Below are 23,792 nucleotides of genomic sequence, written 5' to 3' on the forward strand. Positions count from 1 at the left end.
TTTGATTTTCAATGACAAAAGTATGAGCGGTCTTGTGCATAACCGCAACGAAAAACCCCGCTGGTGATGGCGGGGTTTTCTGTAATCCTGTTGCGCTTACATGCCGGGGGCTGCCATGCTTGGTCCGGTCGGCGCGGGCCGGTTCTCTGGAGCCATGGCCGGGGCACTGCCCGGGTTTTGATAGGCCCCGGTGGCGCTTTGGTTAAAATGGGTGCCAATCACGCCGCGCTCGGCGGGGCCCAGCGTGTCCTGATTTTTCCAGGCTTCCATTTTTGCGGCCACATCGTCGGCTTCCTGCGACCACGCGGTTCCGGCGGCGGGCAGGCTTTCGATCATGTTGATCAGATCCTGCTCGTTCGATTGGTTTTGGAAATTCTGAATATTCTGTTCGCCTTCCGGGGTGATTTCGGTGCCGGGTGCGGGCAAGCTGACTGTTGGATCTTCAAAATCCATGGCTTGTTCTTGGTTCTGATTTTGGAAATCCTGAATGGCCTGTTCACCTTCCGGCGTAATCTCTGTTCCCGGTGCGGGCAGATCGACGGTCGGGTCAAAATCGGCGCCTTGCTGTTCCAGCGCCTGAATGGTTTGCTCACCGGCCTCGGTCATCTCTGATCCGGGGGGTGCAATGTCATTCAAGTGGTTTACCAGTTCGTCTGCACTCATCTCCGCCAGATCTTTGGCCATGGTCTTATCCCCTCTGTCTGATTTCTTATCGGTTTTTCGCGACCGTGCCCCCAATCTACGCCTAAAGAATTAGGGTCCAATTAAAAATGCCCAGCTTTTTAGGTATTTTTATTGCCTTTTTATGGGGCATAAAAAACCCCGCATTTCTGCGGGGTTTTGTAGGGGTGTGGGGCCTCTCTAGGCTGATTTGCGCAAGGTCGCTTCCAGCTTTTCCAGCCGCGTTTCGTGGCCGTTTTTCTCCACGTCCTGCGCTTTCTGATAGCTTTCGATGAGTGCGCGATAGGGTGGCACGATATGGTCAGTCATGATCGCCGCAAAATCCATCGCATCGGCGCGGTTCCACGTGCTCATGATTTCGGCCAGCACGGCGTAGGTGTCAATCGGCATCGCACCCGCCTGCTGCACGCGGGCGAGCGTCAGGTCGGTGGCCATCTTGCTCCAGTTCCCGGAGGCATCAATGACCGTGAAAACGCGGAAGCCTTCTTCAATCGCGCTCAGCGTTGGGAACGCCATGCACACGCTGGTCAATGTTCCGGCGATCAGCAATGTTTTACGCCCGGTTTTGCGAATGGCTTCGACGAAAGCCGGATTGTCCCACGCATTGATCTGGCCCGTGCGCGGAATATACACGGCATCCGGATTGAAATGGTGGATTTCCGGGATCAGCGGACCATTCGGACCATCCGGCACCGACGCGGTGGTAAAGGTCGGAATTTTGGCCAGATGCGCAACCTTCGCCAACGCCGTCACGTTGGATCGCAATACGGGTTGCTCTATATCGCGGACCAGTTGGAACAATCCGCTCTGGTGATCGATCAGCAGCATGACGGCGTCATCTGGATCAATCATCCATTTGTTTTTTCCGACGGATTTTTTATCGAACATTTTTCAAGCTCCTTGTTTAAAGGTGGTGGGTCATCAGAATCGTCCGGCGCGGTAATCGTCCAACGCCTGACGAATTTCGTCCTGCGTGTTCATGACGAAGGGACCGTACCCGGCAATCGGTTCATCGATGGGGGCGCCGTTCAGCAGCAGAATCGCGGAGTCCTCAAGGGCTTCTACTGATATATCCTCGTGCGCCACATCGAACAGCGCCAGATCCCGGGAGTTCAGCGTTTTCAACCCGTTAACCCGCACTGCGCCCCGCAAAATCAGCGCCATGGTGGTAAAACCATCGGGCAGGGACAGTGTCGTTGCGCCGCCCGCTTTCAATCGCATGTCAAAGACATTGATGGGCGTGAAGGTGCGGGCGGACCCGGTCGTGCCGTTATAATCACCAGCAATGACGCGCAGCGTTCCGGCATGATCGGGCAGGGTTACCACCGGAATATCCTTGCTGATAATTTCCTGATACGCGGGCGCGGTCATTTTATCCTTCGCCGGCAAATTGACCCAGAGCTGGATCATCTCCAGCGTGCCGCCGCGCGCGGTGAAATCACGGCCATGCATTTCTTCGTGCAGGATACCGCGCCCGGCGGTCATCCATTGCACGTCGCCGGGGCCAATTTTACCGCTGTTTCCGGCATTATCGCTGTGCTCGACCTCGCCGTCATACACAATGGTGACGGTTTCAAACCCACGGTGCGGGTGTTGTTCCACACCGCGCGGACGATCGGAGGGTTCAAATGTCGCGGGGCCCGCGTAATCCAGCATCAGGAACGGGCTGACCTCCGCGCCTTGCGCGTTGTACGAAAACATCGTGGTGACGGGGAAGCCATCACCAACCCAATGGGCCTGTGTGTTGCGAATGACACGCTTTATCGCTTTGGTGGCGGGTGCATTGTTTTTTTGCGGTTTCATCACGAGTCCTCCTTCAAATTTCTTGTCTGAAGGGTAAGTTAGTGGAGTACGATCATTTTGTAAGTACGATCAAAAATGATACCGCCCTGTGATAATGAAAAGGCCCAAAAATGGCTGAAAAGAAGGAAAAAACGGTGTCCTGCCCGGTCGAGGCCACGCTGGCCGTGATGGCGGGGCGATGGAAAGTGCTGATCATCCACCAGCTGGTGGAGGGGCCGAAACGGTTTAACCAGCTTCAACGTGAATTGGGTGCGATTACGCATCGCACGCTGACCCAGCAACTGCGCGAGATGGAGGATGACGGTCTGGTGATCCGCACGGATTACAGCGAAATACCACCGCGTGTGGATTACACATTGTCGCCGCGTGGAATGACATTGAAACCCATTCTCATTGCGATGGAGGAATGGGCGTATCAGCATGGCGGGTATGTAAAAAAATAATGACCCTTGCGGGCTGCGGCTCTGGTGTTTGCGTATTATATTTTGTATGGTTCGAACCAGAGGATGTTCCTTTTATATAAGGGGCGGCCATCTCGCCCCGGAAAGTGTCTGACCCATGGACCTCGATCCCGCCCTTCTGGCCCGCGTTCAGTTCGCCGCCAATATTACGTTCCATATTTTATTCCCCAGCATCACCATCGCGCTTGGATGGATTCTGTTGTTCTTCAAAACGCGTTTCAACGCGACGAAGGATCAGAAATGGATGGATGCGTATTTCGTCTGGACAAAAATTTTCGCGCTTTGCTTCGCCATGGGTGTGGTCAGCGGCATCACCATGTCGTTCCAATTCGGCACCAACTGGCCGGGTTACATGGAAACGGTGGGGAATATCGCCGGGCCATTGCTGGCGTATGAGGTTCTGACGGCCTTTTTCCTCGAAGCCACGTTCCTCGGCATCATGTTGTTCGGCTTCCGGCGCGTGCCGGGGTGGCTGCACACCACGGCCACGGTTCTGGTCGCGGCGGGCACGACATTTTCCGCCTTCTGGATTCTGGCGTTGAATAGCTGGATGCAAACCCCGGTCGGGTTTGAAATGATCCCGAACGAAGCGGGCCATATGCAGGCCCACGCAACGGATTGGATGCAGATTATTTTCAACCCGTCCTTCCCGTACCGCATGGTGCATATGTTGCTGGCCTCGGGTTTGACGGCCTCGTTCCTGGTGGCGGGGATTTCGGCCTATCGCTGGTTCCGCAATGATCGCGTGCCCGCCGTTCTGGCCGCCTTGCGCACGGGTGTGACGATTGCCGCTATCCTGATTCCCATTCAGATTTATGCGGGTGATTTGCATGGCCTGAACACGCTGGAACACCAGCCGCAAAAAGTCGCGGCGATGGAGGGATTGTGGGAAACGCGCGAGGGTGCGCCGCTGGTTCTGTTCGCCATGCCGAACGAAGAAACCCGCACCAATGATTTCGCCATTGAAATTCCCAATCTGGCCAGTCTGATCCTGACCCACCATATGGATGGGGAATTAAAGGGCTTGAATGATTTCGTCGGCAATCATCCCCCCGTGGCCCCGGTGTTCTGGGCGTTCCGCATTATGGTGGGCACGGGTGTTTTGATGCTGGTGCTGTCCTGGGCGGCGGCGTTCTTCCTGTGGCGTAAGGGCGATATGCCACGCGTGCTGACCGCGGCTATGATTCCGATGGCGTTTTCGGGATGGGTGGCCACGGTGGCCGGGTGGTATGTCACCGAAATCGGGCGTCAGCCTTGGTTGGTCACGGGTATCTTGCGGACGGAGGATGCGATCTCCGCCGTTCCGGCCCCGATCATCGGGATCAGCCTGTCGATGTATCTGGCGGTTTACGCCGTGTTGCTGGTGGCCTTTATCGGCACGCTGCTCTACATCGCGCGGAAGGCGGGAACGCAGGTGGTGCAAACACCGCCCGCCTCCGGTCAGGCCATTGTTGAAGCAATCGCGGAATAGGGGAGAGATACCATGGACATTTTTGCAAACGGACATTGGTTGCCTCTGGCTTTCGCGGGATTGATGGGCTTGTCGATGCTGATCTATGCCGTTCTGGACGGCTATGATCTGGGTGTTGGTATCCTGATGCGCGGCGCGGACGAGGCGGAGAAAGACCGCATGATCGCCTCCATCGGCCCGTTCTGGGATGCGAATGAAACGTGGCTGGTGCTGGGGGTGGGGTTGTTGCTGGTGGCGTTCCCCATGGCACACGGCATTATTCTGTCCAGCCTGTATCTGCCTGTGGCGTTGATGTTGATTGGTTTGATTTTGCGCGGGGTCGCGTTTGACTTCCGCGCCAAGGTCAGTGCCGCGCATAAAGGCATCTGGAACAATCTGTTCTTTGGTGGATCGTTGTTAACGGCCTTGTCGCAGGGTTATATGCTCGGCTCCTACATTCTCGGGTTTGATACCGGGTGGGGGCCGGTGGCCTTTGCCCTGCTGACCGGGGTGTGCGTGGCGTTCGGCTATTGCCTGATTGGCGCGTCATGGTTGCTGATGAAAACCGAAGGGGATTTGCAGAAAAAGGCGTCCCGCTGGGCGCGTTTTGCCCTGTGGGGAACGTTTGCTGGCATTACCTTGGTGTCCATCGCGACGCCGTTGGTCAGTGAACGCATCTTTGATAAATGGTTTGCGTTCCCGAACGTCTTGTTGCTGGCCCCCATTCCGGTCATGACCGGGTTGCTGGTGATTGGGTTGGAAACGGCGTTGCGTCGCCTGCCACGCCCGGATGATCATTGGTGCTGGTTGCCGTTTGTGGCCACCATCTGCCTGTTCGTATTGTGCTTCCACGGGCTGGCCTACAGCTTCTATCCGTACATCGTGCCGGATAAATTGACGATCGTGGATGCGGCCAGCGCGCCGGAATCATTGATGATCATTCTGGTCGGGGCGCTGATCGTCCTGCCCGTGCTGATCGGCTACACGTTTCTGGCGTACAAGATCTTCCATGGCAAAAGCCGGGATCTGCATTACGATTAAGAAACAAAAAAGCCCCCAAATTCGGGGGCTTTTTCTTATCAATAGCCAACGGTAAAACGCTGCCGAATATGGGTGGGGTTTTCCAGCTCGTCGATCAGGGCGATGGCGTAATCTTCCTGTGATATACGGCTCGACCCATCGGGGGCGAATAAGACGGTATCGCCACCCAGACGGAATGTGCCCGTGCGTTTCCCCGGTTCGATCATGATGGACGGGGAAATGAAGGTCCAATCCAGATCCTGTTCCCGGCGCAAGCGGGCGAGGTAGTCAGCGCCCTTGCGGGCCTCCGGCTTCCATTCGGCAGGAAATTCCGCGCTGTCGACCAGACGCAGGCCGGGTTTTAATTCCAGACTGCCCGCACCGCCCACAGCGATGTAGCGTTTGACACCAGACGTCTTGATCGCGGCCAGCAAACTGTCCGGATCAAAGGCGGAAAAATGCAGGCTGCTGATCACCGCGTCGTGCCCGGTCAGAAGCGCGGACAAGCCCGCTTCATCACCGACATCGCCTTTACGCGCGCTCAGCCGGTCATGGGTGGGCAAAGCGTCCGTATTGCGGACGATGGCCGTGACGGCATGACCGCGACTTAACGCTTCGGCCAGAATTTTTGATCCGATATTTCCGGATGCGCCAATCAATGCAATTTTCATGGGTGGTCTCCTTTCAAAGACGGCTACGCGTTCAACCCGCCATCGACGGTAATTTCCGCACCTGAGATATAGCTCGCGGCGGGAGAGGCCAGGAAAGCGGCCAGTGCGGCCACTTCTTCCGGCTGGCCCAGACGCTTCATCGCGGTAAAGGCGGCGGCATCCGGGTTGCCCATATCGGTTTCAATCGGGCCGGGCAGGATGGAATTGACAGTAATGCCGCGCGGGCCCAGGTCCAGCGCCCATGACCGCGTCATACCATTGACGGCAAATTTACTGGTGTTGTAGATGCTGAGACCCGGCATCACGGCGCGTTCGCCCAGGACGCTGGACAGGTTGATAATGCGGCCCTTGTCCGGCATGACTTTCGCCACGGCCTGGGTCAAGGTGAACAGGGATTTCACGTTGATATTGAGCGTGCGGTCCAGTGCCTCCATCGGCACGTCACCGATTGTGGCGGCGCCCTCCATAATTCCGGCATTGTTGACCAGAATATCGATGCGCCCGAAATGTTTGACGACGGTGTCGGCGACGGCTTGCATTGTTTCCGGCTTGTTGGCGTCCCCGTGAATGACGATGGCTTTGCCGCCTGCGGCTTCAATCTCTTTCACGACGGCATCGGCTTTGTCTTTTGATGCGCCATAGGTGATGGCAACGGCGGCCCCATCAGCGGCCAGTTTTTTGGCAATGGCGGCACCAATACCGCGCGAGGCTCCGGTGACGAGGGCGACTTTGTTATCCAATGGGCGGGTCATGTGTTTATCCGTTCTCTCATGCTTAAGGTTAAAATCTGTACCATTCAGTAAATATTATAGCGGGACAGGGGTTTGGTCAAGGCATATTTTACCAATCGGTAAAAAATAATTATGGACTTTATTCAATAGATTCTGTATATTTTACCTATAAGTATAAATGTCACTGTGGCAAAGGAGCATGAAAATGGCAGCCGGACGTCCCCGTCAGTTTGATTACGATCAGGCTTTGGACAAGGCCATGCACGTCTTTTGGGAAAAAGGGTACGAGGGTGCATCCCTCCCCGATTTGACCGAGGCGATGGGCATTAACCGCCCCAGCATGTATGCCGCCTTTGGTAACAAGGAAGAATTGTTCCGCAAAGCCCTGCAAAAATATCAGACCGATGCGGCGGATTTGTTCAAAGACCTGCTGGATGCGCCGACCTTGCGTGAATCGCTGGAGCGCTTCCTGCTGGGCTCTGCGGAATCCTTCACCTGCAAGGAACGTCCGAGCGGCTGTCTGGCCGTGCATGGGGCGTTGGTCGGTGGTGATGAGTGCAGCGAAGCGCAACTGGCTGCCAAAGAATCCCGCGACGTGATTACGCGGTTGCTGAAAGAACGGTGTGATCGTGCATTGGATGATGGCGATTTACCCGCCGGGACCAACACCGCCTATCTGGCCCGTTTCTACACCACCATCCTGAACGGCATGTCGATCCAGAGCAGCAGTGGCGTGTCCTGTGATGAAATGCGTGCGATTGCCAAACACGCACTGGATGCGTTGCCGACAAAAGAGTGATGGAATGAATGATCAAATAAAAAATCCCGGTGTGAAGCCGGGATTTTTTTTGTGGGAACGGTTGGCCCCTTCTTGATTGGTTGAAGGCCCTCTCCCCAACCCCTCTCCCAGAGGGAGAGGGGCTTTAAAGTGTGCGGCGTTTTTATTCCCTCTCCCTCTGGGAGAGGGTTAGGGAGAGGGTCTTAACTTGAGATAGCCTTTCAAAGCATAAGGCCCCCCGGTAACGGAGGGCCTTAAATACATGAACAATCCATAGCGGACCCTTTCACTGTCGATCTGTGTTAGCGGGGGCGGGCAATTACTCCGGTATAGCGGGCGCGGTCGCGCAATTCACGAATGCGGGCGTCTTGTTCCGCGATGTGGCGGTTAAAGGCGACTAACTCTTCAATATCCCATTGCAAATTTCTCATGATTATTCTCCTTACATTTGGCTGTGGGCGCGCAGGTATTTCACAACGGCCGGTTCGTTTTCATCGGATTCAAAGTGCGTCACGATGCGGTTGAATTGTTGATACATGGGTTGCGAAAAAAATTGGTCTTGGAAAGATTGCGTGTTCATTTTGATCTCCATTTATTTCATGCTGTTCAGGGTCAGGGTTGAGGTCTTCAGATATGTGATCAGGTCACTGATAAAATCATCGCGGTTTTGCATTTTTAAACTCCCTGTTCGTGTTGGTTTCATTTTTCGATTAACCGTTGATCCAGTCGGATACGGCATACGCGCCGTGAACGTCACCGCGGAACATGTTCGCGCGTTTGGTCAGTTCGGCCAGGTAGACGTCGCCGGTTTCAAATTCCAGATCCAGAACCGGGGTTCTCTTGTGGCTGCGGCTTGTGTGCTTGTTTGTGTGTTTCAGAGCTTGGCGTGTCATTTTGGTTGTCCTTGTTGTTGTGTGTTCCGTGGTCATTTGTATTCTGTACTTATAAGTATAGAATAACCCAGACTTGACCGGTCGGTCAACAATTATTTATCAACCAGTATAAAATTTATTATCTTTATATTTCAGCTATTTACTAGATTTTACCCGATCCGGGGGCAAGGGGAGGGCATCATTTTTATCGCCGGGAATGTCCCCGAACAGCCCTTTGGCCCAATCGTCCTTGGCCTGTTCGATCCGCTCTTGCGAGCTGGACACGAAATTCCACCAGATAAAGCGTTTCTCTGGCAAGGGCTCACCCCCCAGCAAAACGAAATGGGCATCGGTGACGGCTTCAATCCGCACCGTGCCATCGGGCAGGAAGACGGGCAAAGTGTGCGGCATCACATCTTCGCCGCCCACGCGAATGTTGCCATCAATCAGATACAGGCCGCGTTCGCGGTATTGCGGCGGCAGGTCAATATGACGCCCCGCATTCATATGCACTTCGACATAGAACAGCGGACTGTGAATTTTCACGGGGGCTTCTTCGCCAAAGGCCGATCCGGCAATCACCTTCATCCGCACACCGGGGGATTCGAGGACGGGAATTTTGTTCGCTTCGTAATGTTCAAATTCGGCGCCCTTTTCTTCAAACTCTTTCGGCAGGGCGATCCAGAATTGCAATCCATGCACATCATTGGCATGCACACGCTCGGCATGGTCGATGCGTTCGGAATGGGCGATGCCTGATCCTGCAATCATCCAGTTGACCGCGCCGGGTGTAATCGCCTGATGCGAGCCTAATGTGTCGCGGTGAAGAATTTCGCCATCGAAAAGATAGGTGAGTGTTGCCAGTCCGATATGCGGGTGTGGGCGTACATCCAGCCCGTGTCCGGCGTCGTAATGTTTGGGGCCAATGTGATCGAGAAAGATAAACGGCCCGAGTGTGCGGCGTTTCATGTACGGCAATAGGCGACGCACCAGCAGGTCACCAATATCAGCTTCACGCGATGGGATGGTCAGTTCGATCAGGGACATGGTGTGGGGCCTTGGGTGAAAAAGGAGTGGGCGAGGAAATTGTACGGGGGCAGAGATGAAAAGGAAAGGTTGGGGTGTGCGGCTCATCCCCCCACCCTGACCCTCCCCCCTTGAAAGGGGGGAGGAGATTATAGGGAGCCCTCCCCACTCACCAAGGGGGGAGGGTTGGGTGGGGGGAGTGTTGGTGTCGTGCAAATCGGTAAGATGCAAAAAAGAAGCCGGGCGTCCCGACCACGAGGACGCCCGGCTAGACAGAGTGCGGGGAGATGGATTGGGGGCGATCTCCTTACGCGACGGCCTGTCTGTTCGTTTTCGCCTTCTCGCATTGGCTGGCGATTGTGTTCATCGCGCTGTCCAATGCGGATTGGCGTTGATCCGGGCCCATGGCGACCCCTTCGGCGCGGATATACTCAATATCCGTAATGCCAAGGAAGCCGAACACGGCACGTAAATACGGTTCCTGATGGTCCAGCGGGGCGGCGGGTGTGTCGGGGCCGTAAAATCCGCCGCGGCTGGACACGATCACCACTTTCTTGCCACCGGCCAGACCTTCCGGTCCTTTTTCGGTGTAGCGGAATGTTTTTCCGGCCACGGCGATGCGGTCGATCCAGGCTTTCAACTGGCTGGGCACCGAAAAATTATACATCGGTGCGCCAATGACGATGATATCCGCGGCCAGAAAATCATTCATCATCTTTGCGCCATGGTCGATGTCGCGTTGTTGATCGGCGGTGCGGTGTTCGGGGGCGGAGGCTTGGGCCGTGAACAATTCGCCGCTCAGATGCCGGATGGGGTCGCGGGCCAGATCGTGATAGGTGGTTTCAAATTCATCGTGGTCAGATTCAATTCGTTCGACAATCGCTTTGGACAATTGCCGCGAAATGGAATTGCCACCCATGATGCTGGAATCGATATGCAGAATGTTCATTACGTTGATCTCCGTTAATCTTTTGTTTTTGGGTACGCTCCCCCGGCGGACGGTCGTTACGGGAGATAACGACCGTCCTTTTGGGTGGGCTTGGGGATTTGTTTAGGGTTTAGTTCGTGCCAAAGGCGCGTTTGATGGCGCTCGCGGCCTGGGCAATGGCCCCTTCGGTCGCAGGCGTTTCGGCCAGCGCGTTCAGCAACAGGAAGTCATGGATCGTGCCGTTATAGCGCGTGACCGTGGTGCGGACACCGGCTTCGTCCAGCTTCTCGCCATAAGCTTCACCCTCATCGCGCAGAACGTCGTTCTGAACGGTGATGATCAAGGCTTCCGGCAATCCCTTCAGCGTGTCGATCGAAGCGCGCAGCGGGAAGATGTGCGGGTCATTTCCCGGATCTTTATCCAGCAGCGCTTCACCGAACCATTTCATGGCAGGCAGGGTCAACCACGGGCCATCCGCAAACGCGGTGTAGGAACTGTTGTTCGAAACATTATCCGTGACCGGATAGAACAACACCTGCATCGCAATGCTCGGGCCTTTGCGTTCCTTGGCCATGATCGCCACAACGGCGGCCATGTTTCCACCGGCGCTGTCACCGGCCACGATGATGCGGCTGCTATCAACGTTCAGTGAATCTGAATTCGCGGCGATGTATTCCAGAACGGCGTAGGCTTGTTCATGCGGAACCGGGAATTTCACTTCCGGGGTGCGGTCATAATCAACGAACATCAGGGCGGCCCCGGTGGCGTGAACCAGATCGCGGCTCAAACGATCATGCGTGTTGGCATCACCCAGCATCCAGCCACCGCCATGGGTGTACAAAATGACAGGCAGTTTTGCCGTTGAACCGGCGGGACGATACAGGCGCACCTTCACACTGCCCGTCGGGCCGATATTCAGAGTCATGTCTTTGACATCGGCTGCGCGCAGGCGGGTCGGAACCTGTTGCACGGTTTCAAGAACCTTGCGGGCCTCGGCCGGGGTCAGGGTGTAGAGGGCGGGTCCGCCAGCGGCAGCCACGGCGTCCATAAAGGCCTTGGTCGGTTTGTCGAGGTTGGGGCCCTTCGGGGTGCCGTGAATGACGTTCAGGGACAGGTCTTTTGCTTTTTGAAGGATATTCATGGTCGGTCTCTCTTTCATGGTCTGTTGTGGTCTGAATCTGTACCAGTAAGTACATATTAAGCTGGATTCGGGTGTGGCGCAACAGAAATCTGTACCGAACGATAAGAAAATTTATTCATTATTTATTTCAAATGGTTGGGATGGCGGAAAGAGGGGGGGCTAAATAGCCCCAAAAACCCCCTCTCCCATGGGGAGAGGGTTGGGGTGAGGGGGGGTATGTTGGGGGACAACACGACGGGCACGACGAAAGGTCCACGACGACCACGACGTTTTTCTCCATGTGGCATCCCCGTGAAAACGGGGATCCATAGGATGTGCGGACAATCCCCATGGATTCCCGCCTGCGCGGGAATGACGACCCATAAAAACGTCGTGGTCGTCGTGCGCGTCGTGTTGTTATCCCGTTTAAGGGGGGATCCCTCGTCGCTACGCTCTGTCGGGATGACAAAATAAAAACCCCCGGTTTTTGCAAACCGAGGGTTTTATTTTTAAATTTTACAGCCCTTACTTCGTCCCGAAAATCCGGTCCCCGGCATCGCCGATGCCCGGCAGGATATAGCCATGCTCGTTCAATTGACGGTCGATGGCGGCGGTGTAGATGGGCACATCCGGGTGCGCGTCCTGAAGGGCTTTGATCCCTTCCGGGCAGGCGATCAGGCAGAGGAATTTAATATCCACGGCGTCATGATCCTTGATCCGGTCAACGGCGGCGATGGCCGAATTGCCGGTGGCCAGCATCGGGTCAACGACAACGACCTGACGGCTGCTCAGATCCTCGGGCACCTTCATGTAATATTCAACCGGGATCAATGTTTCGGGATCGCGGTACAAACCGACATGGCCCACGCGGGCGGAGGGCACCAGATCCAGCAACCCATCCACAAAACCGTTCCCGGCGCGCAGAATGGAAATCAGGCAGAGTTTTTTGCCCGCCAGTTGTTGGCCTTCCATCGTTTCCAGCGGTGTTTCGATTTTCACACCCTCGGTCGGCAGGTCACGCATCAGCTCGTACCCCATCAACATGGAAATTTCGCGCAACAGGTCGCGGAATTCTTTCGTCGATGTGTCGGTTTTTCGCATGATGGTCAGTTTGTGCTGAACCAGCGGGTGGTTAATCACATGAACATTCGTATCGGCCATGCCTGAAATATCCTTTTCATCCATAATCTTATTCATCGATACATTACTCATCGAGACCGCGCCCTTTGACATCTTGTAATCCTTTCTCGTCTTTCACTTGGTCCGCATCGGGTACGAAATACCCGGCGGCTTTTTTGGCTTCCATTTCCACGGCGGCATCCGGCGGAATCAATTCGTCGGGAATGGAAATACGGTGGGTCACTTCGATCCCGTGACGGGCCAGCGCATCGAACTTCATGTTGCTCATGCTGGCGAAACGGTCGATCTTTTTAATGCCCAGCCAGTGGAAGATATCCGGCATCAGTTCCTGGAACCGCATATCCTGTACCCCGGCGACGCATTCGGTGCGCTCGAAATATTTCGCGGCGGAATCGCCCCCCACTTGCCGTTTGCGGGCGTTGTAGACCAGGAATTTGGTGACTTCGCCAAGGGCGCGGCCTTCCTTGCGGTTATACACCACCAGACCACAACCGCCTTGCTGCGCCGTTTCGATGCACAGCTCGATGCCGTGGCACAGATACGGGCGGCAGGTGCAGATGTCGGACCCGAACACGTCGGACCCGTTGCATTCATCATGCACGCGGCACGCCAGCGGAACGTTCGGGTCATGGATGGTTTCAACATCGCCCATGAAATACAGCGTATGCCCGCCAATCGGGGGCAGGAACACCTTCAAATCCGGGCGTGTTACCAATTCCGGGAACATGCCACCGGAATTTTCAAACAGGCTGCGACGCAGATCATGTTCATCCACACCCAGACGGGCGGCCAGACCGGGCAAATGCCAGACCGGGTCAATCGCGGCCTTGGTCACACGCACGTCACCGTTTTCTTTCAGGATTTTTCCATCCGGTTTCAAACGGCCGGCGCGCATGGCGTCATGAATTTCCGGCACGTTGATATGCGCGCGGGTGACGGCAATGGTCGGGCGTACGTCCAGGCCCTTCTGGCGGTAATCTTCAAACGCTTCGCCCACCATGTGGCCCCACGGGTCGAGCGATACGATCTTGCCCGGCTCGAACCATTGTTCATGCGGGCCGATTTGGACCGGCGGTGCGGTGTTGTGCAAATCCGGAACGTGCAGCGGGTCCAGTTCTCCGGTGGCCACGGCCACGGCGCGGTACACGGAATACGCCCCGGCATACGCGCCAATCACGTTCGATGCGGCGTGATCCGCCATGCTGGCGATCAGGGGCCCGCGTTCGGCCAGCGTTTTTGCGCCCCACGTGATTTTCGGAATCTTGCCATCCTTCGGCGGATGGGATGTCAGAACAATATGCGATGGATTGGATCGGTTCTTTTTCATTATGGCCTCCCGGCCTTATGCCCTGTTGAATATATGCCCCATAAATGGACGGGCACTATAGCGCAGGGTGACGGCGGGGGCAAAGGATGATAGATATTGGGCCTGAAAAACGGAACTGAAACGGGGTAGAATGATGACCGCAGCGCAACAAATCCAGCATTTCATCAATGGCCGGACCTATGTCGACCCGGATGGGCGCGCGGGCGCGGTTTATAACCCCGCCACGGGTGAGGTTGCGGGATCGGTCGCGTTGGCCGCCCCGGCCACGGTGGAACGGGCCATTGCCGCCGCCGAAGCCGCCTTGCCCGGTTGGGCAAACATGCCCCCGCTGCGCCGGGCGCGCGTTTTGTTCAAGTTCAAGGATCTGCTGGATCAAAATGCCGATAAACTGGCCGCGATTATCACGGCGGAGCATGGCAAGGTTCTGTCCGATGCCGCCGGCGAAGTCACGCGCGGGATCGAGGTGGTTGAATTTGCCTGTGGCATTCCGCATTTGCTGAAGGGCGAATATTCCGAAAATGTTGGCACCAACATCGACACCTATTCCATTCGCCAGCCAGTGGGCGTGTGCGCGGGCATTACGCCGTTTAACTTCCCGGCCATGGTGGGCATGTGGATGTTCCCGGTGGCGATTGCATGCGGCAATACATTTATTTGGAAGCCGTCGGAGCGTGACCCATCCGCTGCCTTGTTCATCGCCGATCTGTTTAAACAGGCCGGGTTGCCGGATGGTGTGTTGAACGTCGTGCATGGTGACAAGGGGGCCGTTGATGCGTTGCTGCATGACAAACGTGTCAGCGCGATCAGCTTCGTTGGCTCCACACCCATCGCCCATTACATTTATGAAACCGCGGCCCGCAACGGCAAGCGTGTGCAGGCGCTGGGCGGGGCGAAAAACCATATGGTGGTGATGCCCGATGCCGATATGGACCAGGCGGTGGATGCGCTGATGGGCGCGGCCTATGGCTCCGCTGGTGAGCGTTGCATGGCGATTTCGGTGGCGGTGGCCGTTGGTGATGCCGGTGAAAAGCTGATGCAGAAATTAAAGCCGCGGGTTGAGGCGTTGAAAATTGGGCCGGGCACGGACCATGAATCCGAAATGGGTCCGCTGGTGACACGTGATCATTTGAACAAGGTTCTGTCCTACGTCGATGCGGGCCTGAAAGAAGGCGCGAAGCTGGTCGTTGATGGCCGCAATTTCAAACTGAACCGTCAGGGGTATGAAGACGGGTTTTATATGGGCGGGTGCCTGTTCGACCATGTGAAGCCGGACATGACGATTTACCGCGAGGAAATTTTCGGTCCCGTTTTGTGTGTGGTGCGCGCGGAGAATTTCGATTCCGCCGTTGATCTGATCAACAATCATCAGTTTGGAAACGGTACGGCGGTATTCACACGCGACGGTGATTGCGCGCGGACCTTCGTGAATAAAATTCAGGTCGGGATGGTCGGTGTGAACGTGCCAATCCCTGTGCCCGTTGCGTTCCACAGCTTTGGCGGGTGGAAAGATTCTGTGTTTGGTGCACATGGTATGCACGGGCCGGAAGGCATTCATTTCTACACGCGCTTGAAGACGGTGACATCACGCTGGCCAGCGGGCGTGCGTGAAGGCGCGCAATTCGTCATGCCGACGATGAAATAAAGATACCAACCTTAAGTATGTGTTAACAACGCCCCCCAGCCATGGGGGGTGTTCACGCATGTTATCTGCGTGTACATTATTATCCACCTGAATCAATAGGATGTGGGCGCTGACGAAAGTCGGTAAGCTTCACGTCATAATAGAATGGCACAGTAACCTTAAGATAGGGGTTTTACCGTGCAGGACAAAAATCGAATGCAAAGTCTCTTACTCATCGAAGATAACCCGATTATCGGGTCCATGACGGAAACGGTTTTGAAATCCGCTTACAAAGTTGAGTGGGTTCAATCCGCTGAGGCGGCTGCGCAAAAACTGCAAAGCGGGACGCATTATGATTTGTTGATTCTGGATGTGAATTTACCCGGCATGTCCGGTTTCGATTTCCTGCGCCAGATGCGCGAAGGCGGACAGGATTATCCCGTCCTGATGCTGACCGTTCACAATTCGGTCGATAACCGCGTCGAAGGATTGAATGCCGGGGCGGATGATTACGTCTGTAAACCCTATAACCCCGATGAATTGCTGGTCCGTGTGGCCACGCTCCTGCGCCGTGTTGGCGGCAGCACCCAGCATATTATTACCCACGGCGATATGCGTTATGACACAGCGTTTTGCAGTGTCGAGAAGGCGGGCGTCCCCATATCCCTGTCCGCGCGTGAAGCGGCCGTTCTGGATATTCTGATGGGCAATATCGGCCGGATCATCAGCAAGACCCAGATCGAAGATTTCGTCTATGGCCGCGCCGGGTCGGATCAGGCGCAAAGCAACGCGATTGAGGTGCATGTCTCCTCCCTGCGCCGTAAACTGGGCCACGGGGTGATCCGCACGGTTCGGGGTCTGGGCTACACCATCCCGACCGAGGTGGATCAGGATCATATTGATTCCGAAGACGAAATTCCCGCGCCGCACAAAACCGGACTGGCCGATCCTGCCGAATAGGCGGCGGCTTGTTCTGCGCCGCCTAAATCCAGCGCTTTTCCTGCTTATAAAGCTTTTCCTGATGCCCCAAATCTTGTACAAACCGGGCGAGCCTTGGGCTCATGTGGTTTTACATAAACATTGATGATCGCGCTGGTGCTGGATGATTTGGTTGCCCGCGACGATCGACGGGTGATTTCATCATGAAAAGTTCTGCGCTTCCGCAATTCACAACCATTGAACCAGCCTCGGACCTGCCGTCCGACATTCAGGACATCGTTAATGCCTATGCCACGGCCAAGGCGACTGTTGGGGTTGTAGGCCTCGGGTATGTCGGCATTCCGCTGGTGTCCACATTGAATGCCAATGGGTTTGACGTTATCGGCTTTGATGTTGATGAGGTGCGTGTGGACAGCCTGAAAAACGGCAAATCCCCGATCAAGCACATCCCGTCCTCTGACATTCAAAAAATTCTGGATACGGGCAAATTCGATGTTACGTCCGATTTCACCAAATTGGCCAAGGTTGATGCGATCCTGATCTGTGTGCCTACGCCGCTGACAAAACAGCGCGAGCCGGATTTGAGCTTCGTTGTCGATACCACCCGCGTGATTGCGAAATATCTGCGCAAAGGCCAACTAATCGTTCTGGAATCCACAACATATCCGGGCACCACAACGCAAGTGATGCGCCCGATTTTGGAAGAAACCGGCCTGAAATGTGGTGAAGATTTCTTTATGGCCTATTCGCCGGAACGCGAAGATCCGGGCAATGAAAAATATTCCGCCGCCTCCATTCCGAAAGTCGTCGGTGGTGACGGCGCGGCGGCGATTGCCATGGCGACCACGCTGTACGGCAAAATCGTACCGCAGGTCGTGCCAGTATCCTCCACCGAAACGGCGGAAGCGGTGAAGCTGACCGAAAACATTTTCCGTGCGGTCAACATCGCGCTGGTGAATGAACTCAAAGTTATTTACTCCGCCATGGGTATCGATGTGTGGGAAGTGATCGATGCGGCGAAGACGAAGCCGTTCGGCTTTATGCCGTTCTATCCGGGTCCGGGCCTGGGTGGTCACTGCATTCCAATCGATCCGTTCTATCTGACGTGGAAGGCGCGTGAGTACGAAATTTCTACCCGCTTCATCGAACTGGCGGGTGAAGTGAACGTGAACATGCCGCGCTACGTTGTTACCAATCTGGCCGAAGCGTTGAGCGTGCGGGCGAAGAAAAGCCTGAACGGGGCCAAGATCCTGTTGCTCGGTATTGCGTACAAGAAAAACGTGGACGATATGCGCGAAAGCCCGTCTTTGCGTTTGTGGGAAATTATGGAAGAGCGCGGTGCGACCGTTGATTTCCATGATTCTTACATTCCGGTTGTGCCGAAAACGCGCGAACATATGGCGTTGGCGGGCCGCAAGGGGATTGATTTGACTCCGGCGGTGCTGGCGCAATATGACGCCGTGCTGATCGCCACCGATCATGATGACGTTGATTACAAAATGATTGTCGATAATGCCAAGCTGGTCGTGGATACGCGCAACGCGTGTGAACGGGCTGGTTTGACCGGCGGCAACATCGTTAAATCATAATCGGGGTATTGGGCATGGCCAGTGTGAAAAAGAATATCGCGGTTGCGGGTTGTGGGTACTGGGGCAAAAACCTGGTTCGTAACTTTGCCGAGATCGGCGCATTGGCCGCTGTGTGCGACAACAACCCTGATCTGGCCAATGCCATGTCGGTCCAACACAATGTTCCGGTCCTGACATGGGATGCGGTTCTGGCGGACCCGGCGATTGCGGGTGTAGCGATTGCGGCCCCGGCGGCTTTGCACTACACGCTGGCGAAGCAGGCGATGCTGGCGGGCAAGGACGTGTTCGTTGAAAAACCGTTGTCACTGGACGTAAACGAAGCACAGGAATTGTGCCAACTGGCCGATAAGCATGGCCGCATCCTGATGGTCGGGCACTTGCTGCAATACCATGCCGCGTTCCTGAAGCTGAAGGACATGGTCGCATCCGGTGATCTGGGCCGTTTGAATTACATTTATTCCAACCGTCTGAACCTCGGTAAAATTCGCCGGGAAGAAGACATTCTCTGGTCTTTTGCGCCGCATGATCTGTCCATGATCCTGGCTTTGGCGGGGCAGGAGCCGGAGCAGGTTCACGCCCACGGCACCTATACCCTGCACAACTCTATCGCCGATGCGACGATCACCCACATGGAATTTGCCAGCGGGTTGAACGCGCACGTGTTCGTATCCTGGCTGCATCCGTTCAAGGAACAGAAGCTGGTTGTCGTCGGTGAAAAGGGCATGGCCGTATTTGATGATGGGCAAGCCTGGCCGAACAAGCTGACCCTGTATCGCCACGCGATTCAATGGAACGGCGATGTGCCGGTGCCGGAGAAAGCCGATGGCGAAGCCGTTGAACTGGTTGTATCCGAACCGTTGCGCGGTGAATGCCAGCATTTTGCCGATTGCATCGACAGCCGCAAGCAGGCCCGCACCGATGGCCGCGAAGGTTTGCGCGTGTTGAAGGTTCTGGATCGCGCGTCCAAGGCGTTGAAAGCCGAGCGTCCAGTGGTCAAGGCCGTTGAAAATGCCCATCCCGGCGTGATGGTGCATGAAAGCGCCTATGTCGATCAGCCGAGCACGATTGGTGCGGGAACGAAAATCTGGCACTTCTCCCATGTTCTGCCGAACACGGTAATCGGGAAAAATTGTGTGATTGGCCAGAACTGTGTTCTCGGCCCGGATGTCAGCGTCGGCAACACCTGCAAAATCCAGAATAACGTCAGCCTGTATAAAGGTGTGGTGCTGGAAGATGGCGTGTTCTGCGGCCCGTCCTGCGTGTTTACCAACGTGAACAACCCGCGTGCGGAAATTGAACGCAAAAGTGAATATCGCCAGACATTGGTGAAGCGCGGCGCGACGATTGGTGCGAACGCGACCATCGTGTGCGGCCATACGTTGGGTGAGTACTGCTTTATCGCCGCTGGTGCGGTGGTGGCGGGCGATGTTCCGGCTTTCGCGCTGATGGCTGGCGTTCCGGCCAAGCGCATCGGCTGGATGAGCCATGCGGGCGCGAAGCTGGGCGCCGATCTGGTCTGCCCGTTGAGCGGTGATAAATATCAGGAAAAAGACGGCGTATTGACGCTGGTTGAACAAGGAAAGAAGGACGTAATCCATGGCTAATGCAAATCTGAAACTGGTCAAACCGGAAGCGGACATTCAATTCATCGACTTGAACGCCCAGCGTTTGCGTATCACCCCGGCGGTGGATGAGGCGGTTGTGCGCGTGATTCACCACGGCAAATACATCATGGGCCCGGAAGTGGCCCAGTTGGAAACCGAACTGGCCAAATGGGCGGGATGCAAACATGCTCTGTCCTGTGCCAACGGCACGGATGCTCTGGGTCTGGTCCTGATGGCCAAGGGTGTCGGCGCGGGCGATGCTGTTTTCGTTCCGGCCTTTACTTTCGTTGCAACGGCAGAGGTCGTGGCGTGGGTTGGGGCAACGGCGTATTTCGTCGACGTGCTGGAAGACAGCTTCAACATGGACCCGGACAGCCTGAAAAAGGCGATTGCCGCGGCCAAGGAAGATGGTTTGAACCCGGCGGCTGTGATTCCGGTCGATCTGTTTGGTCAACCGGCGAACTATCCTGTGATCGACGGCATTGCCGCTGAAAACAATATGTGGGTGATGGCGGATTCCGCGCAGAGCTTTGGTGCGTCGCTGAATGGCAAAAAAGTTGGCTCCATGGGGCTGGCCACCGCGACCAGCTTCTTCCCGGCGAAACCGCTGGGGTGCTACGGCGATGGCGGCGCGGTGTTTACCGACAGCGACGAGATGATCGCCCTGCTGAAATCCTTGCGCGTGCATGGTCAGGGTTCGGATAAATACGACAACGTCCGCATCGGCATGAATGGCCGTCTGGATACGATGCAGGCCGCTGTCCTGCTCGAAAAGCTGAAAATCTTCGGTGATGAACTGGTGGCCCGTCAGAAAGTTGCCGATCGTTACAATGAGTCCTTACGCGATGTCATCAAGGTGCCGGAACTGGATGCGGGCGCAACCAGTGCCTGGGCGCAATACACCCTGACCCTGAAGCCGGGCCAGAACCGCGCCGCCGTGATGGATGCATGCAAGGCCGCGGGTGTTCCGACGATGGTTTATTACCCGATCCCGCTGTCGCAACAGCAGGGATACAAGCATTACCCGTCCGTTCCGGGCGGCGTGCCGGTATCGGAGCGTCTGGCGCAATCGGTGTTCAGCCTGCCGATGCACCCGTATCTTGATACGGAAACGCAGGATTACATCATCGGCGTTGTTCGTGATGCGGTCGCCGGATAAAAAACTGGTCTACCTCGCGCTGGAAGCCACGCGCGAGGGTTCGGCCAGTTTCGTCCACGTCAATGAAATCGCAAACGGCCTGCGTGCGCAGGGCTGGCACGTCACGCTGGTGCAACCGGCCTATGCGCGATTCAAAAAATCCCCGCCTTTGCCCGTGCGATTGCTGTGGCTGATGGCGTTACAGGTTAAAATGTGGGCGGGCTGGCCGTTCCGACATCGCGGCGCTGTCTTGTATGTGCGCAATCACAATCTGGCTTTTCCTTCAGGGGTGATGGCGCGTCTGTCCGGGGTTCCGATTTTTCATGAAATCAACGGGCCGTATGACGATGTGTTTATCACGCATACGGCGATCCGCCCCTTTCAATCCATTTTGATCTGGATGCAGAAACAGCAATTCCGCTGGGCTACGGGTCTGTGCGCGGTCACGCCGCAACTGGTGGAATGGGTGCGTGCGCAATCGGGTGGACGCCCGGTTGAATTTGTACCCAATGGGGCGAATACGGATCTGTTCCATCCCGATGCAAAGCGGCCCGGTGGGTTGCCGGAACGCTATGTCCTGTTCTTCGGTTCGTTGGCCCGTTGGCATGGCGTGCCGGCGATGATTGCGGCGGCGGCGTCCGCGCAATGGCCCGCCGGGGTCGATCTGGTCGTGATCGGCGCGGGGCAGGAAAGCGCGGCGGTGCAGGAGGCTGCGCGGGTGCACGCCCATGTTCACGCATTGGGCCATGTTCCGCATCACCAGTTGGCGGGGTATATCGCGCACGCGATCGCGGGGTTGGTCCCGATCGGTAATCCGGGGCAACGGTCCGGGACCGGATTATTCCCGCTGAAAATGTTTGAAACGCTGGCCTGCGGCGTTCCGGTAATCGTGACCGATTTTCCGGGGCAGGCCGACCTGGTTCGTGAACACGGGTGTGGTGTCGTGATTCCGCCGGAGGATGCGGAGGCTTTGGCCCGGGCCGTGGCGGATCTGGCGGCGCACCCGGACCGGGCATCGGCCATGGGCCGGGCCGGGCTGGATCTCGTCCGCCGGGATTATCGCTGGCCGGCTCTGGCCCAGCGGACCGCGGCCTTTATCGAACGGCAGATTTTGGCCAAAACCCCCGGATAAGCGCCGTTTTTAACCTTTGCCCGGTTGCCCGGCTCGGTTAAACACATTAAAACGGAACCTATGGCAACAGAATCGCAAAATACCGTCCCGTACCGCGTTTTGGCCCGGAAATACCGGCCGCAGAATTTTGACCAGTTGATTGGTCAGGATGCGTTGGTCCGCACGCTGACCAACGCCATCAATTCCGGGCGGATTGCCCATGCCTTTATGCTGACCGGTGTGCGCGGGGTGGGGAAAACCACCACGGCGCGGATTATCGCAAAGGCGCTGAACTATACCGGGGCCGATGGCACCGCGGGTCCGACCACGGGTCCGACCGATGATTGCGCCGTGTGTCAGGCGATTTCCGAAGACCGCCATCCCGATGTGATCGAGATGGACGCCGCCACCCGCACCGGCGTCGATGACATTCGTGAAATTCTCGATGGCGTGCGCTACGCGCCCGTATCCGCGCGGTACAAAGTCTACATCATCGACGAAGTGCACATGCTGTCGAAGCAGGCGTTTAACGCCCTGCTGAAAACGCTCGAAGAGCCGCCGCCGCATGTGAAATTCATTTTCGCCACCACCGAAATTCGCAAAGTGCCCGTGACCGTGTTGTCGCGGTGCCAGCGTTTCGACCTACGCCGCGTTGAAATTCCGGTGCTGGAAAAACATTTCACGAATATCTGCGGTTGGGAAAAGGTTGGCGCGGAAGACGCCGCCATTTCCATGATCGCGCGCGCCGCCGATGGGTCGGTGCGGGATGGGTTGAGCTTGCTGGACCAGGCGATTGCGCTGGGGGGCGGCGTTGATATCACCGCCGCGCAGGTACAGGCGATGCTGGGGTTGGCCGATCGTGGCCGTGTGCTGGATTTGCTGGAACACGCGCTGAAGGGCGAAGCACCGGAAGCGTTGGACATTATGGGTGACCTGCACCGTTTGGGTGCGGACCCGGCGGTAATCGTGCAGGATATGCTCGATCTGACGCACTTGATGACACGCCTGCGCGTCGCGCCGAAAACCAAAGATATGCCCGTGGGTCTGTCGCCGGAGGCGCTGGAGCGCGCGATTGATCTGGCCGCGAAACTGTCCATGCCATCTTTGGGGCGTGCGTGGCAGATTTTGTTGAAAGGTCTGGGTGAGGTCACCGCCGCGCCGAACCCGGTGGCCGCATCGGAAATGGTGATCATTCGGTTGATCTATGCCGCCGATCTGCCGGACCCGTCCGATCTGTTGAAAAAGATCAAGGACATGAAAGACACGGGCGCCATCGGTGCGCCGGGTATGAATGCGGATGCAGGGCGCAGCCCGGAACCTGTGGGCTTGCGTGCGGTGTCTGGTGGAGCCGCTGTGGCCATGGCCGCGCCGATGCCTGTGGTTGAGGCCACACCCGTTGCCGCACCGATGCAGATCGCGGCCCTGAACAGCCTAGCGGATGTCGTCGCCGTGTTGCAGGCCAATCGCGAAATTCGTTGGGCCACCGAGCTGTATAACTACGCGCATTTCGTGGCCATCCGCCCCGGCGTGCTGGAGGTGCGTATGGCCCCCGAAGCACACCCGAAAACGTCGCAGGAAGTGGGGGCCATTCTGACCCGTGCGATGGGTTCGCGCTGGCTGGTGTCGCTGTCGTCGGCACCGGGCGCGGCCACCTTGTCCACCGTCGAACGTGCGGAGATGAGCGCCAAGATCGAAGCCGCGCGCGCCCATCCGATCGTGTCCGAAATTCTGGTCCGGTTCCCCGGTTCCGACATCGCCATCAAAACCAAAGACAATTAAACG

At 56.5% G+C, this 23,792-nt stretch carries 24 protein-coding genes; 11 read left to right on the plus strand and 13 right to left on the minus strand.

What is annotated here, in order from left to right; translation table 11 throughout:
• Window positions 1–96 precede the first annotated feature (96 nt).
• From ACSC94_RS11395 to ACSC94_RS11405, 3 genes are all read right to left on the minus strand, one after another.
• Window positions 97–684 carry a hypothetical protein gene (locus ACSC94_RS11395; protein WP_435640960.1) on the minus strand — a complete coding sequence of 196 codons (588 nt, stop codon included), beginning with the start codon at window positions 682–684 and terminating at the stop codon, window positions 97–99.
• Window positions 685–861: 177 nt separating this feature from the next.
• Window positions 862–1,569 (minus strand): isochorismatase family protein, encoded by a 708-nt coding sequence (locus ACSC94_RS11400; RefSeq protein ID WP_435640961.1) that lies wholly within the window; start codon window positions 1,567–1,569, stop codon window positions 862–864.
• A 33-nt stretch (window positions 1,570–1,602) separates the two neighbouring features.
• Window positions 1,603–2,484 (minus strand): pirin family protein, encoded by an 882-nt coding sequence (locus ACSC94_RS11405; protein ID WP_435640962.1) that lies wholly within the window; start codon window positions 2,482–2,484, stop codon window positions 1,603–1,605.
• A 110-nt stretch (window positions 2,485–2,594) separates the two neighbouring features.
• Here ACSC94_RS11405 and ACSC94_RS11410 point away from each other — a divergent pair, with 110 nt between their 5' ends.
• The 3 genes from ACSC94_RS11410 to ACSC94_RS11420 all read left to right on the plus strand — a co-directional run bounded on the left by ACSC94_RS11410 (window position 2,595) and on the right by ACSC94_RS11420 (window position 5,436).
• Window positions 2,595–2,927, plus strand: a complete 333-nt coding sequence (locus ACSC94_RS11410) for a winged helix-turn-helix transcriptional regulator (RefSeq protein ID WP_435640963.1) — start codon at window positions 2,595–2,597, stop codon at window positions 2,925–2,927.
• 115 nt (window positions 2,928–3,042) lie between these two features.
• Entirely contained in the window at window positions 3,043–4,416 is a 1,374-nt protein-coding gene (locus tag ACSC94_RS11415) for a cytochrome ubiquinol oxidase subunit I (protein ID WP_435640964.1), read from the plus strand.
• 12 nt (window positions 4,417–4,428) lie between these two features.
• A complete protein-coding gene (locus ACSC94_RS11420; RefSeq protein WP_435640965.1) occupies window positions 4,429–5,436 on the plus strand; it encodes a cytochrome d ubiquinol oxidase subunit II in 1,008 nt (335 codons plus the stop codon).
• Between the two features lie 38 nt (window positions 5,437–5,474).
• Here the strand turns inward: ACSC94_RS11420 and ACSC94_RS11425 are convergent, their stop codons facing one another.
• A complete protein-coding gene (locus tag ACSC94_RS11425; protein ID WP_435640966.1) occupies window positions 5,475–6,086 on the minus strand; it encodes an NAD(P)-dependent oxidoreductase in 612 nt (203 codons plus the stop codon).
• Window positions 6,087–6,109: 23 nt separating this feature from the next.
• Complete coding sequence (locus ACSC94_RS11430; RefSeq protein WP_435640967.1) at window positions 6,110–6,838, minus strand: SDR family NAD(P)-dependent oxidoreductase; 729 nt, start codon at window positions 6,836–6,838, stop codon at window positions 6,110–6,112.
• 184 nt (window positions 6,839–7,022) lie between these two features.
• On the opposite strand from ACSC94_RS11430, the gene ACSC94_RS11435 reads away from it, so the two are divergent.
• Window positions 7,023–7,616 (plus strand): TetR/AcrR family transcriptional regulator, encoded by a 594-nt coding sequence (locus ACSC94_RS11435; RefSeq protein WP_435640968.1) that lies wholly within the window; start codon window positions 7,023–7,025, stop codon window positions 7,614–7,616.
• A gap of 281 nt (window positions 7,617–7,897) precedes the next feature.
• On the opposite strand, the gene ACSC94_RS11440 is transcribed toward ACSC94_RS11435, so the two are convergent.
• From ACSC94_RS11440 to ACSC94_RS11475, 8 genes are all read right to left on the minus strand, one after another.
• A complete protein-coding gene (locus tag ACSC94_RS11440; RefSeq protein WP_435640969.1) occupies window positions 7,898–8,026 on the minus strand; it encodes a hypothetical protein in 129 nt (42 codons plus the stop codon).
• Window positions 8,027–8,037: 11 nt separating this feature from the next.
• Window positions 8,038–8,175: a hypothetical protein gene (locus ACSC94_RS11445; protein WP_435640970.1), complete on the minus strand. Its 138-nt coding sequence runs from the start codon at window positions 8,173–8,175 to the stop codon at window positions 8,038–8,040.
• Between the two features lie 130 nt (window positions 8,176–8,305).
• Window positions 8,306–8,488, minus strand: a complete 183-nt coding sequence (locus ACSC94_RS11450; RefSeq protein WP_435640971.1) for a hypothetical protein — start codon at window positions 8,486–8,488, stop codon at window positions 8,306–8,308.
• Between the two features lie 135 nt (window positions 8,489–8,623).
• Window positions 8,624–9,514 carry a pirin family protein gene (locus ACSC94_RS11455; protein ID WP_435640972.1) on the minus strand — a complete coding sequence of 297 codons (891 nt, stop codon included), beginning with the start codon at window positions 9,512–9,514 and terminating at the stop codon, window positions 8,624–8,626.
• A 286-nt stretch (window positions 9,515–9,800) separates the two neighbouring features.
• Window positions 9,801–10,442: an FMN-dependent NADH-azoreductase gene (locus tag ACSC94_RS11460; RefSeq protein ID WP_435640973.1), complete on the minus strand. Its 642-nt coding sequence runs from the start codon at window positions 10,440–10,442 to the stop codon at window positions 9,801–9,803.
• 109 nt (window positions 10,443–10,551) lie between these two features.
• A complete protein-coding gene (locus ACSC94_RS11465; protein WP_435640974.1) occupies window positions 10,552–11,562 on the minus strand; it encodes an alpha/beta hydrolase in 1,011 nt (336 codons plus the stop codon).
• Between the two features lie 504 nt (window positions 11,563–12,066).
• On the minus strand, window positions 12,067–12,738 hold the full coding sequence (upp, locus tag ACSC94_RS11470; RefSeq protein ID WP_435642176.1) for a uracil phosphoribosyltransferase: 672 nt from the start codon (window positions 12,736–12,738) through the stop codon (window positions 12,067–12,069).
• A 7-nt stretch (window positions 12,739–12,745) separates the two neighbouring features.
• Window positions 12,746–14,008 (minus strand): GTP cyclohydrolase II, encoded by a 1,263-nt coding sequence (locus ACSC94_RS11475; RefSeq protein WP_435640975.1) that lies wholly within the window; start codon window positions 14,006–14,008, stop codon window positions 12,746–12,748.
• A 133-nt stretch (window positions 14,009–14,141) separates the two neighbouring features.
• Here ACSC94_RS11475 and ACSC94_RS11480 point away from each other — a divergent pair, with 133 nt between their 5' ends.
• The 7 genes from ACSC94_RS11480 to ACSC94_RS11510 all read left to right on the plus strand — a co-directional run bounded on the left by ACSC94_RS11480 (window position 14,142) and on the right by ACSC94_RS11510 (window position 23,789).
• On the plus strand, window positions 14,142–15,650 hold the full coding sequence (locus ACSC94_RS11480) for a CoA-acylating methylmalonate-semialdehyde dehydrogenase (RefSeq protein WP_435642177.1): 1,509 nt from the start codon (window positions 14,142–14,144) through the stop codon (window positions 15,648–15,650).
• A gap of 195 nt (window positions 15,651–15,845) precedes the next feature.
• On the plus strand, window positions 15,846–16,589 hold the full coding sequence (locus ACSC94_RS11485; protein ID WP_435640976.1) for a response regulator transcription factor: 744 nt from the start codon (window positions 15,846–15,848) through the stop codon (window positions 16,587–16,589).
• A 182-nt stretch (window positions 16,590–16,771) separates the two neighbouring features.
• Window positions 16,772–18,157, plus strand: coding sequence for a nucleotide sugar dehydrogenase (locus tag ACSC94_RS11490; RefSeq protein ID WP_435640977.1), 1,386 nt, complete (start codon window positions 16,772–16,774; stop codon window positions 18,155–18,157).
• A 14-nt stretch (window positions 18,158–18,171) separates the two neighbouring features.
• Window positions 18,172–19,761 (plus strand): Gfo/Idh/MocA family oxidoreductase, encoded by a 1,590-nt coding sequence (locus ACSC94_RS11495; protein WP_435640978.1) that lies wholly within the window; start codon window positions 18,172–18,174, stop codon window positions 19,759–19,761.
• Window positions 19,754–20,920: a DegT/DnrJ/EryC1/StrS family aminotransferase gene (locus ACSC94_RS11500; RefSeq protein ID WP_435640979.1), complete on the plus strand. Its 1,167-nt coding sequence runs from the start codon at window positions 19,754–19,756 to the stop codon at window positions 20,918–20,920. Before ACSC94_RS11495 ends, ACSC94_RS11500 begins: the two co-directional genes overlap by 8 nt.
• The gene (locus ACSC94_RS11505; RefSeq protein WP_435642178.1) at window positions 20,904–22,031 is read left to right on the plus strand and encodes a glycosyltransferase family 4 protein; all 1,128 of its coding nucleotides are present in this window, start codon (window positions 20,904–20,906) and stop codon (window positions 22,029–22,031) included. Before ACSC94_RS11500 ends, ACSC94_RS11505 begins: the two co-directional genes overlap by 17 nt.
• A 60-nt stretch (window positions 22,032–22,091) precedes the next feature.
• Window positions 22,092–23,789, plus strand: a complete 1,698-nt coding sequence (locus ACSC94_RS11510; RefSeq protein ID WP_435640980.1) for a DNA polymerase III subunit gamma/tau — start codon at window positions 22,092–22,094, stop codon at window positions 23,787–23,789.
• Window positions 23,790–23,792 lie beyond the last annotated feature (3 nt).

This window comes from Micavibrio aeruginosavorus (assembly GCF_051245535.1).
Taxonomy (GTDB): domain Bacteria; phylum Pseudomonadota; class Alphaproteobacteria; order Micavibrionales; family Micavibrionaceae; genus Micavibrio; species Micavibrio aeruginosavorus_D.

What these genes read in the sequence shown, in the direction of transcription:
- ACSC94_RS11500 (WP_435640979.1), top strand. Translation starts at nt 19,754, where the DNA reads ATGGCTAATGCAAATCTGAAACTGGTCAAACCGGAAGCGGACATTCAA.
- ACSC94_RS11465 (WP_435640974.1), bottom strand. Translation starts at nt 11,562, where the DNA reads ATGAATATCCTTCAAAAAGCAAAAGACCTGTCCCTGAACGTCATTCAC.
- ACSC94_RS11410 (WP_435640963.1), top strand. Translation starts at nt 2,595, where the DNA reads ATGGCTGAAAAGAAGGAAAAAACGGTGTCCTGCCCGGTCGAGGCCACG.
- ACSC94_RS11450 (WP_435640971.1), bottom strand. Translation starts at nt 8,488, where the DNA reads ATGACACGCCAAGCTCTGAAACACACAAACAAGCACACAAGCCGCAGC.
- ACSC94_RS11445 (WP_435640970.1), bottom strand. Translation starts at nt 8,175, where the DNA reads ATGAACACGCAATCTTTCCAAGACCAATTTTTTTCGCAACCCATGTAT.
- ACSC94_RS11440 (WP_435640969.1), bottom strand. Translation starts at nt 8,026, where the DNA reads ATGAGAAATTTGCAATGGGATATTGAAGAGTTAGTCGCCTTTAACCGC.
- ACSC94_RS11415 (WP_435640964.1), top strand. Translation starts at nt 3,043, where the DNA reads ATGGACCTCGATCCCGCCCTTCTGGCCCGCGTTCAGTTCGCCGCCAAT.
- ACSC94_RS11505 (WP_435642178.1), top strand. Translation starts at nt 20,904, where the DNA reads ATGCGGTCGCCGGATAAAAAACTGGTCTACCTCGCGCTGGAAGCCACG.
- ACSC94_RS11460 (WP_435640973.1), bottom strand. Translation starts at nt 10,442, where the DNA reads ATGAACATTCTGCATATCGATTCCAGCATCATGGGTGGCAATTCCATT.
- ACSC94_RS11405 (WP_435640962.1), bottom strand. Translation starts at nt 2,484, where the DNA reads ATGAAACCGCAAAAAAACAATGCACCCGCCACCAAAGCGATAAAGCGT.
- ACSC94_RS11395 (WP_435640960.1), bottom strand. Translation starts at nt 684, where the DNA reads ATGGCCAAAGATCTGGCGGAGATGAGTGCAGACGAACTGGTAAACCAC.
- ACSC94_RS11430 (WP_435640967.1), bottom strand. Translation starts at nt 6,838, where the DNA reads ATGACCCGCCCATTGGATAACAAAGTCGCCCTCGTCACCGGAGCCTCG.
- ACSC94_RS11435 (WP_435640968.1), top strand. Translation starts at nt 7,023, where the DNA reads ATGGCAGCCGGACGTCCCCGTCAGTTTGATTACGATCAGGCTTTGGAC.
- ACSC94_RS11490 (WP_435640977.1), top strand. Translation starts at nt 16,772, where the DNA reads ATGAAAAGTTCTGCGCTTCCGCAATTCACAACCATTGAACCAGCCTCG.
- upp (WP_435642176.1), bottom strand. Translation starts at nt 12,738, where the DNA reads ATGAATAAGATTATGGATGAAAAGGATATTTCAGGCATGGCCGATACG.
- ACSC94_RS11455 (WP_435640972.1), bottom strand. Translation starts at nt 9,514, where the DNA reads ATGTCCCTGATCGAACTGACCATCCCATCGCGTGAAGCTGATATTGGT.
- ACSC94_RS11510 (WP_435640980.1), top strand. Translation starts at nt 22,092, where the DNA reads ATGGCAACAGAATCGCAAAATACCGTCCCGTACCGCGTTTTGGCCCGG.
- ACSC94_RS11400 (WP_435640961.1), bottom strand. Translation starts at nt 1,569, where the DNA reads ATGTTCGATAAAAAATCCGTCGGAAAAAACAAATGGATGATTGATCCA.
- ACSC94_RS11495 (WP_435640978.1), top strand. Translation starts at nt 18,172, where the DNA reads ATGGCCAGTGTGAAAAAGAATATCGCGGTTGCGGGTTGTGGGTACTGG.
- ACSC94_RS11480 (WP_435642177.1), top strand. Translation starts at nt 14,142, where the DNA reads ATGACCGCAGCGCAACAAATCCAGCATTTCATCAATGGCCGGACCTAT.
- ACSC94_RS11485 (WP_435640976.1), top strand. Translation starts at nt 15,846, where the DNA reads ATGCAAAGTCTCTTACTCATCGAAGATAACCCGATTATCGGGTCCATG.
- ACSC94_RS11420 (WP_435640965.1), top strand. Translation starts at nt 4,429, where the DNA reads ATGGACATTTTTGCAAACGGACATTGGTTGCCTCTGGCTTTCGCGGGA.
- ACSC94_RS11475 (WP_435640975.1), bottom strand. Translation starts at nt 14,008, where the DNA reads ATGAAAAAGAACCGATCCAATCCATCGCATATTGTTCTGACATCCCAT.
- ACSC94_RS11425 (WP_435640966.1), bottom strand. Translation starts at nt 6,086, where the DNA reads ATGAAAATTGCATTGATTGGCGCATCCGGAAATATCGGATCAAAAATT.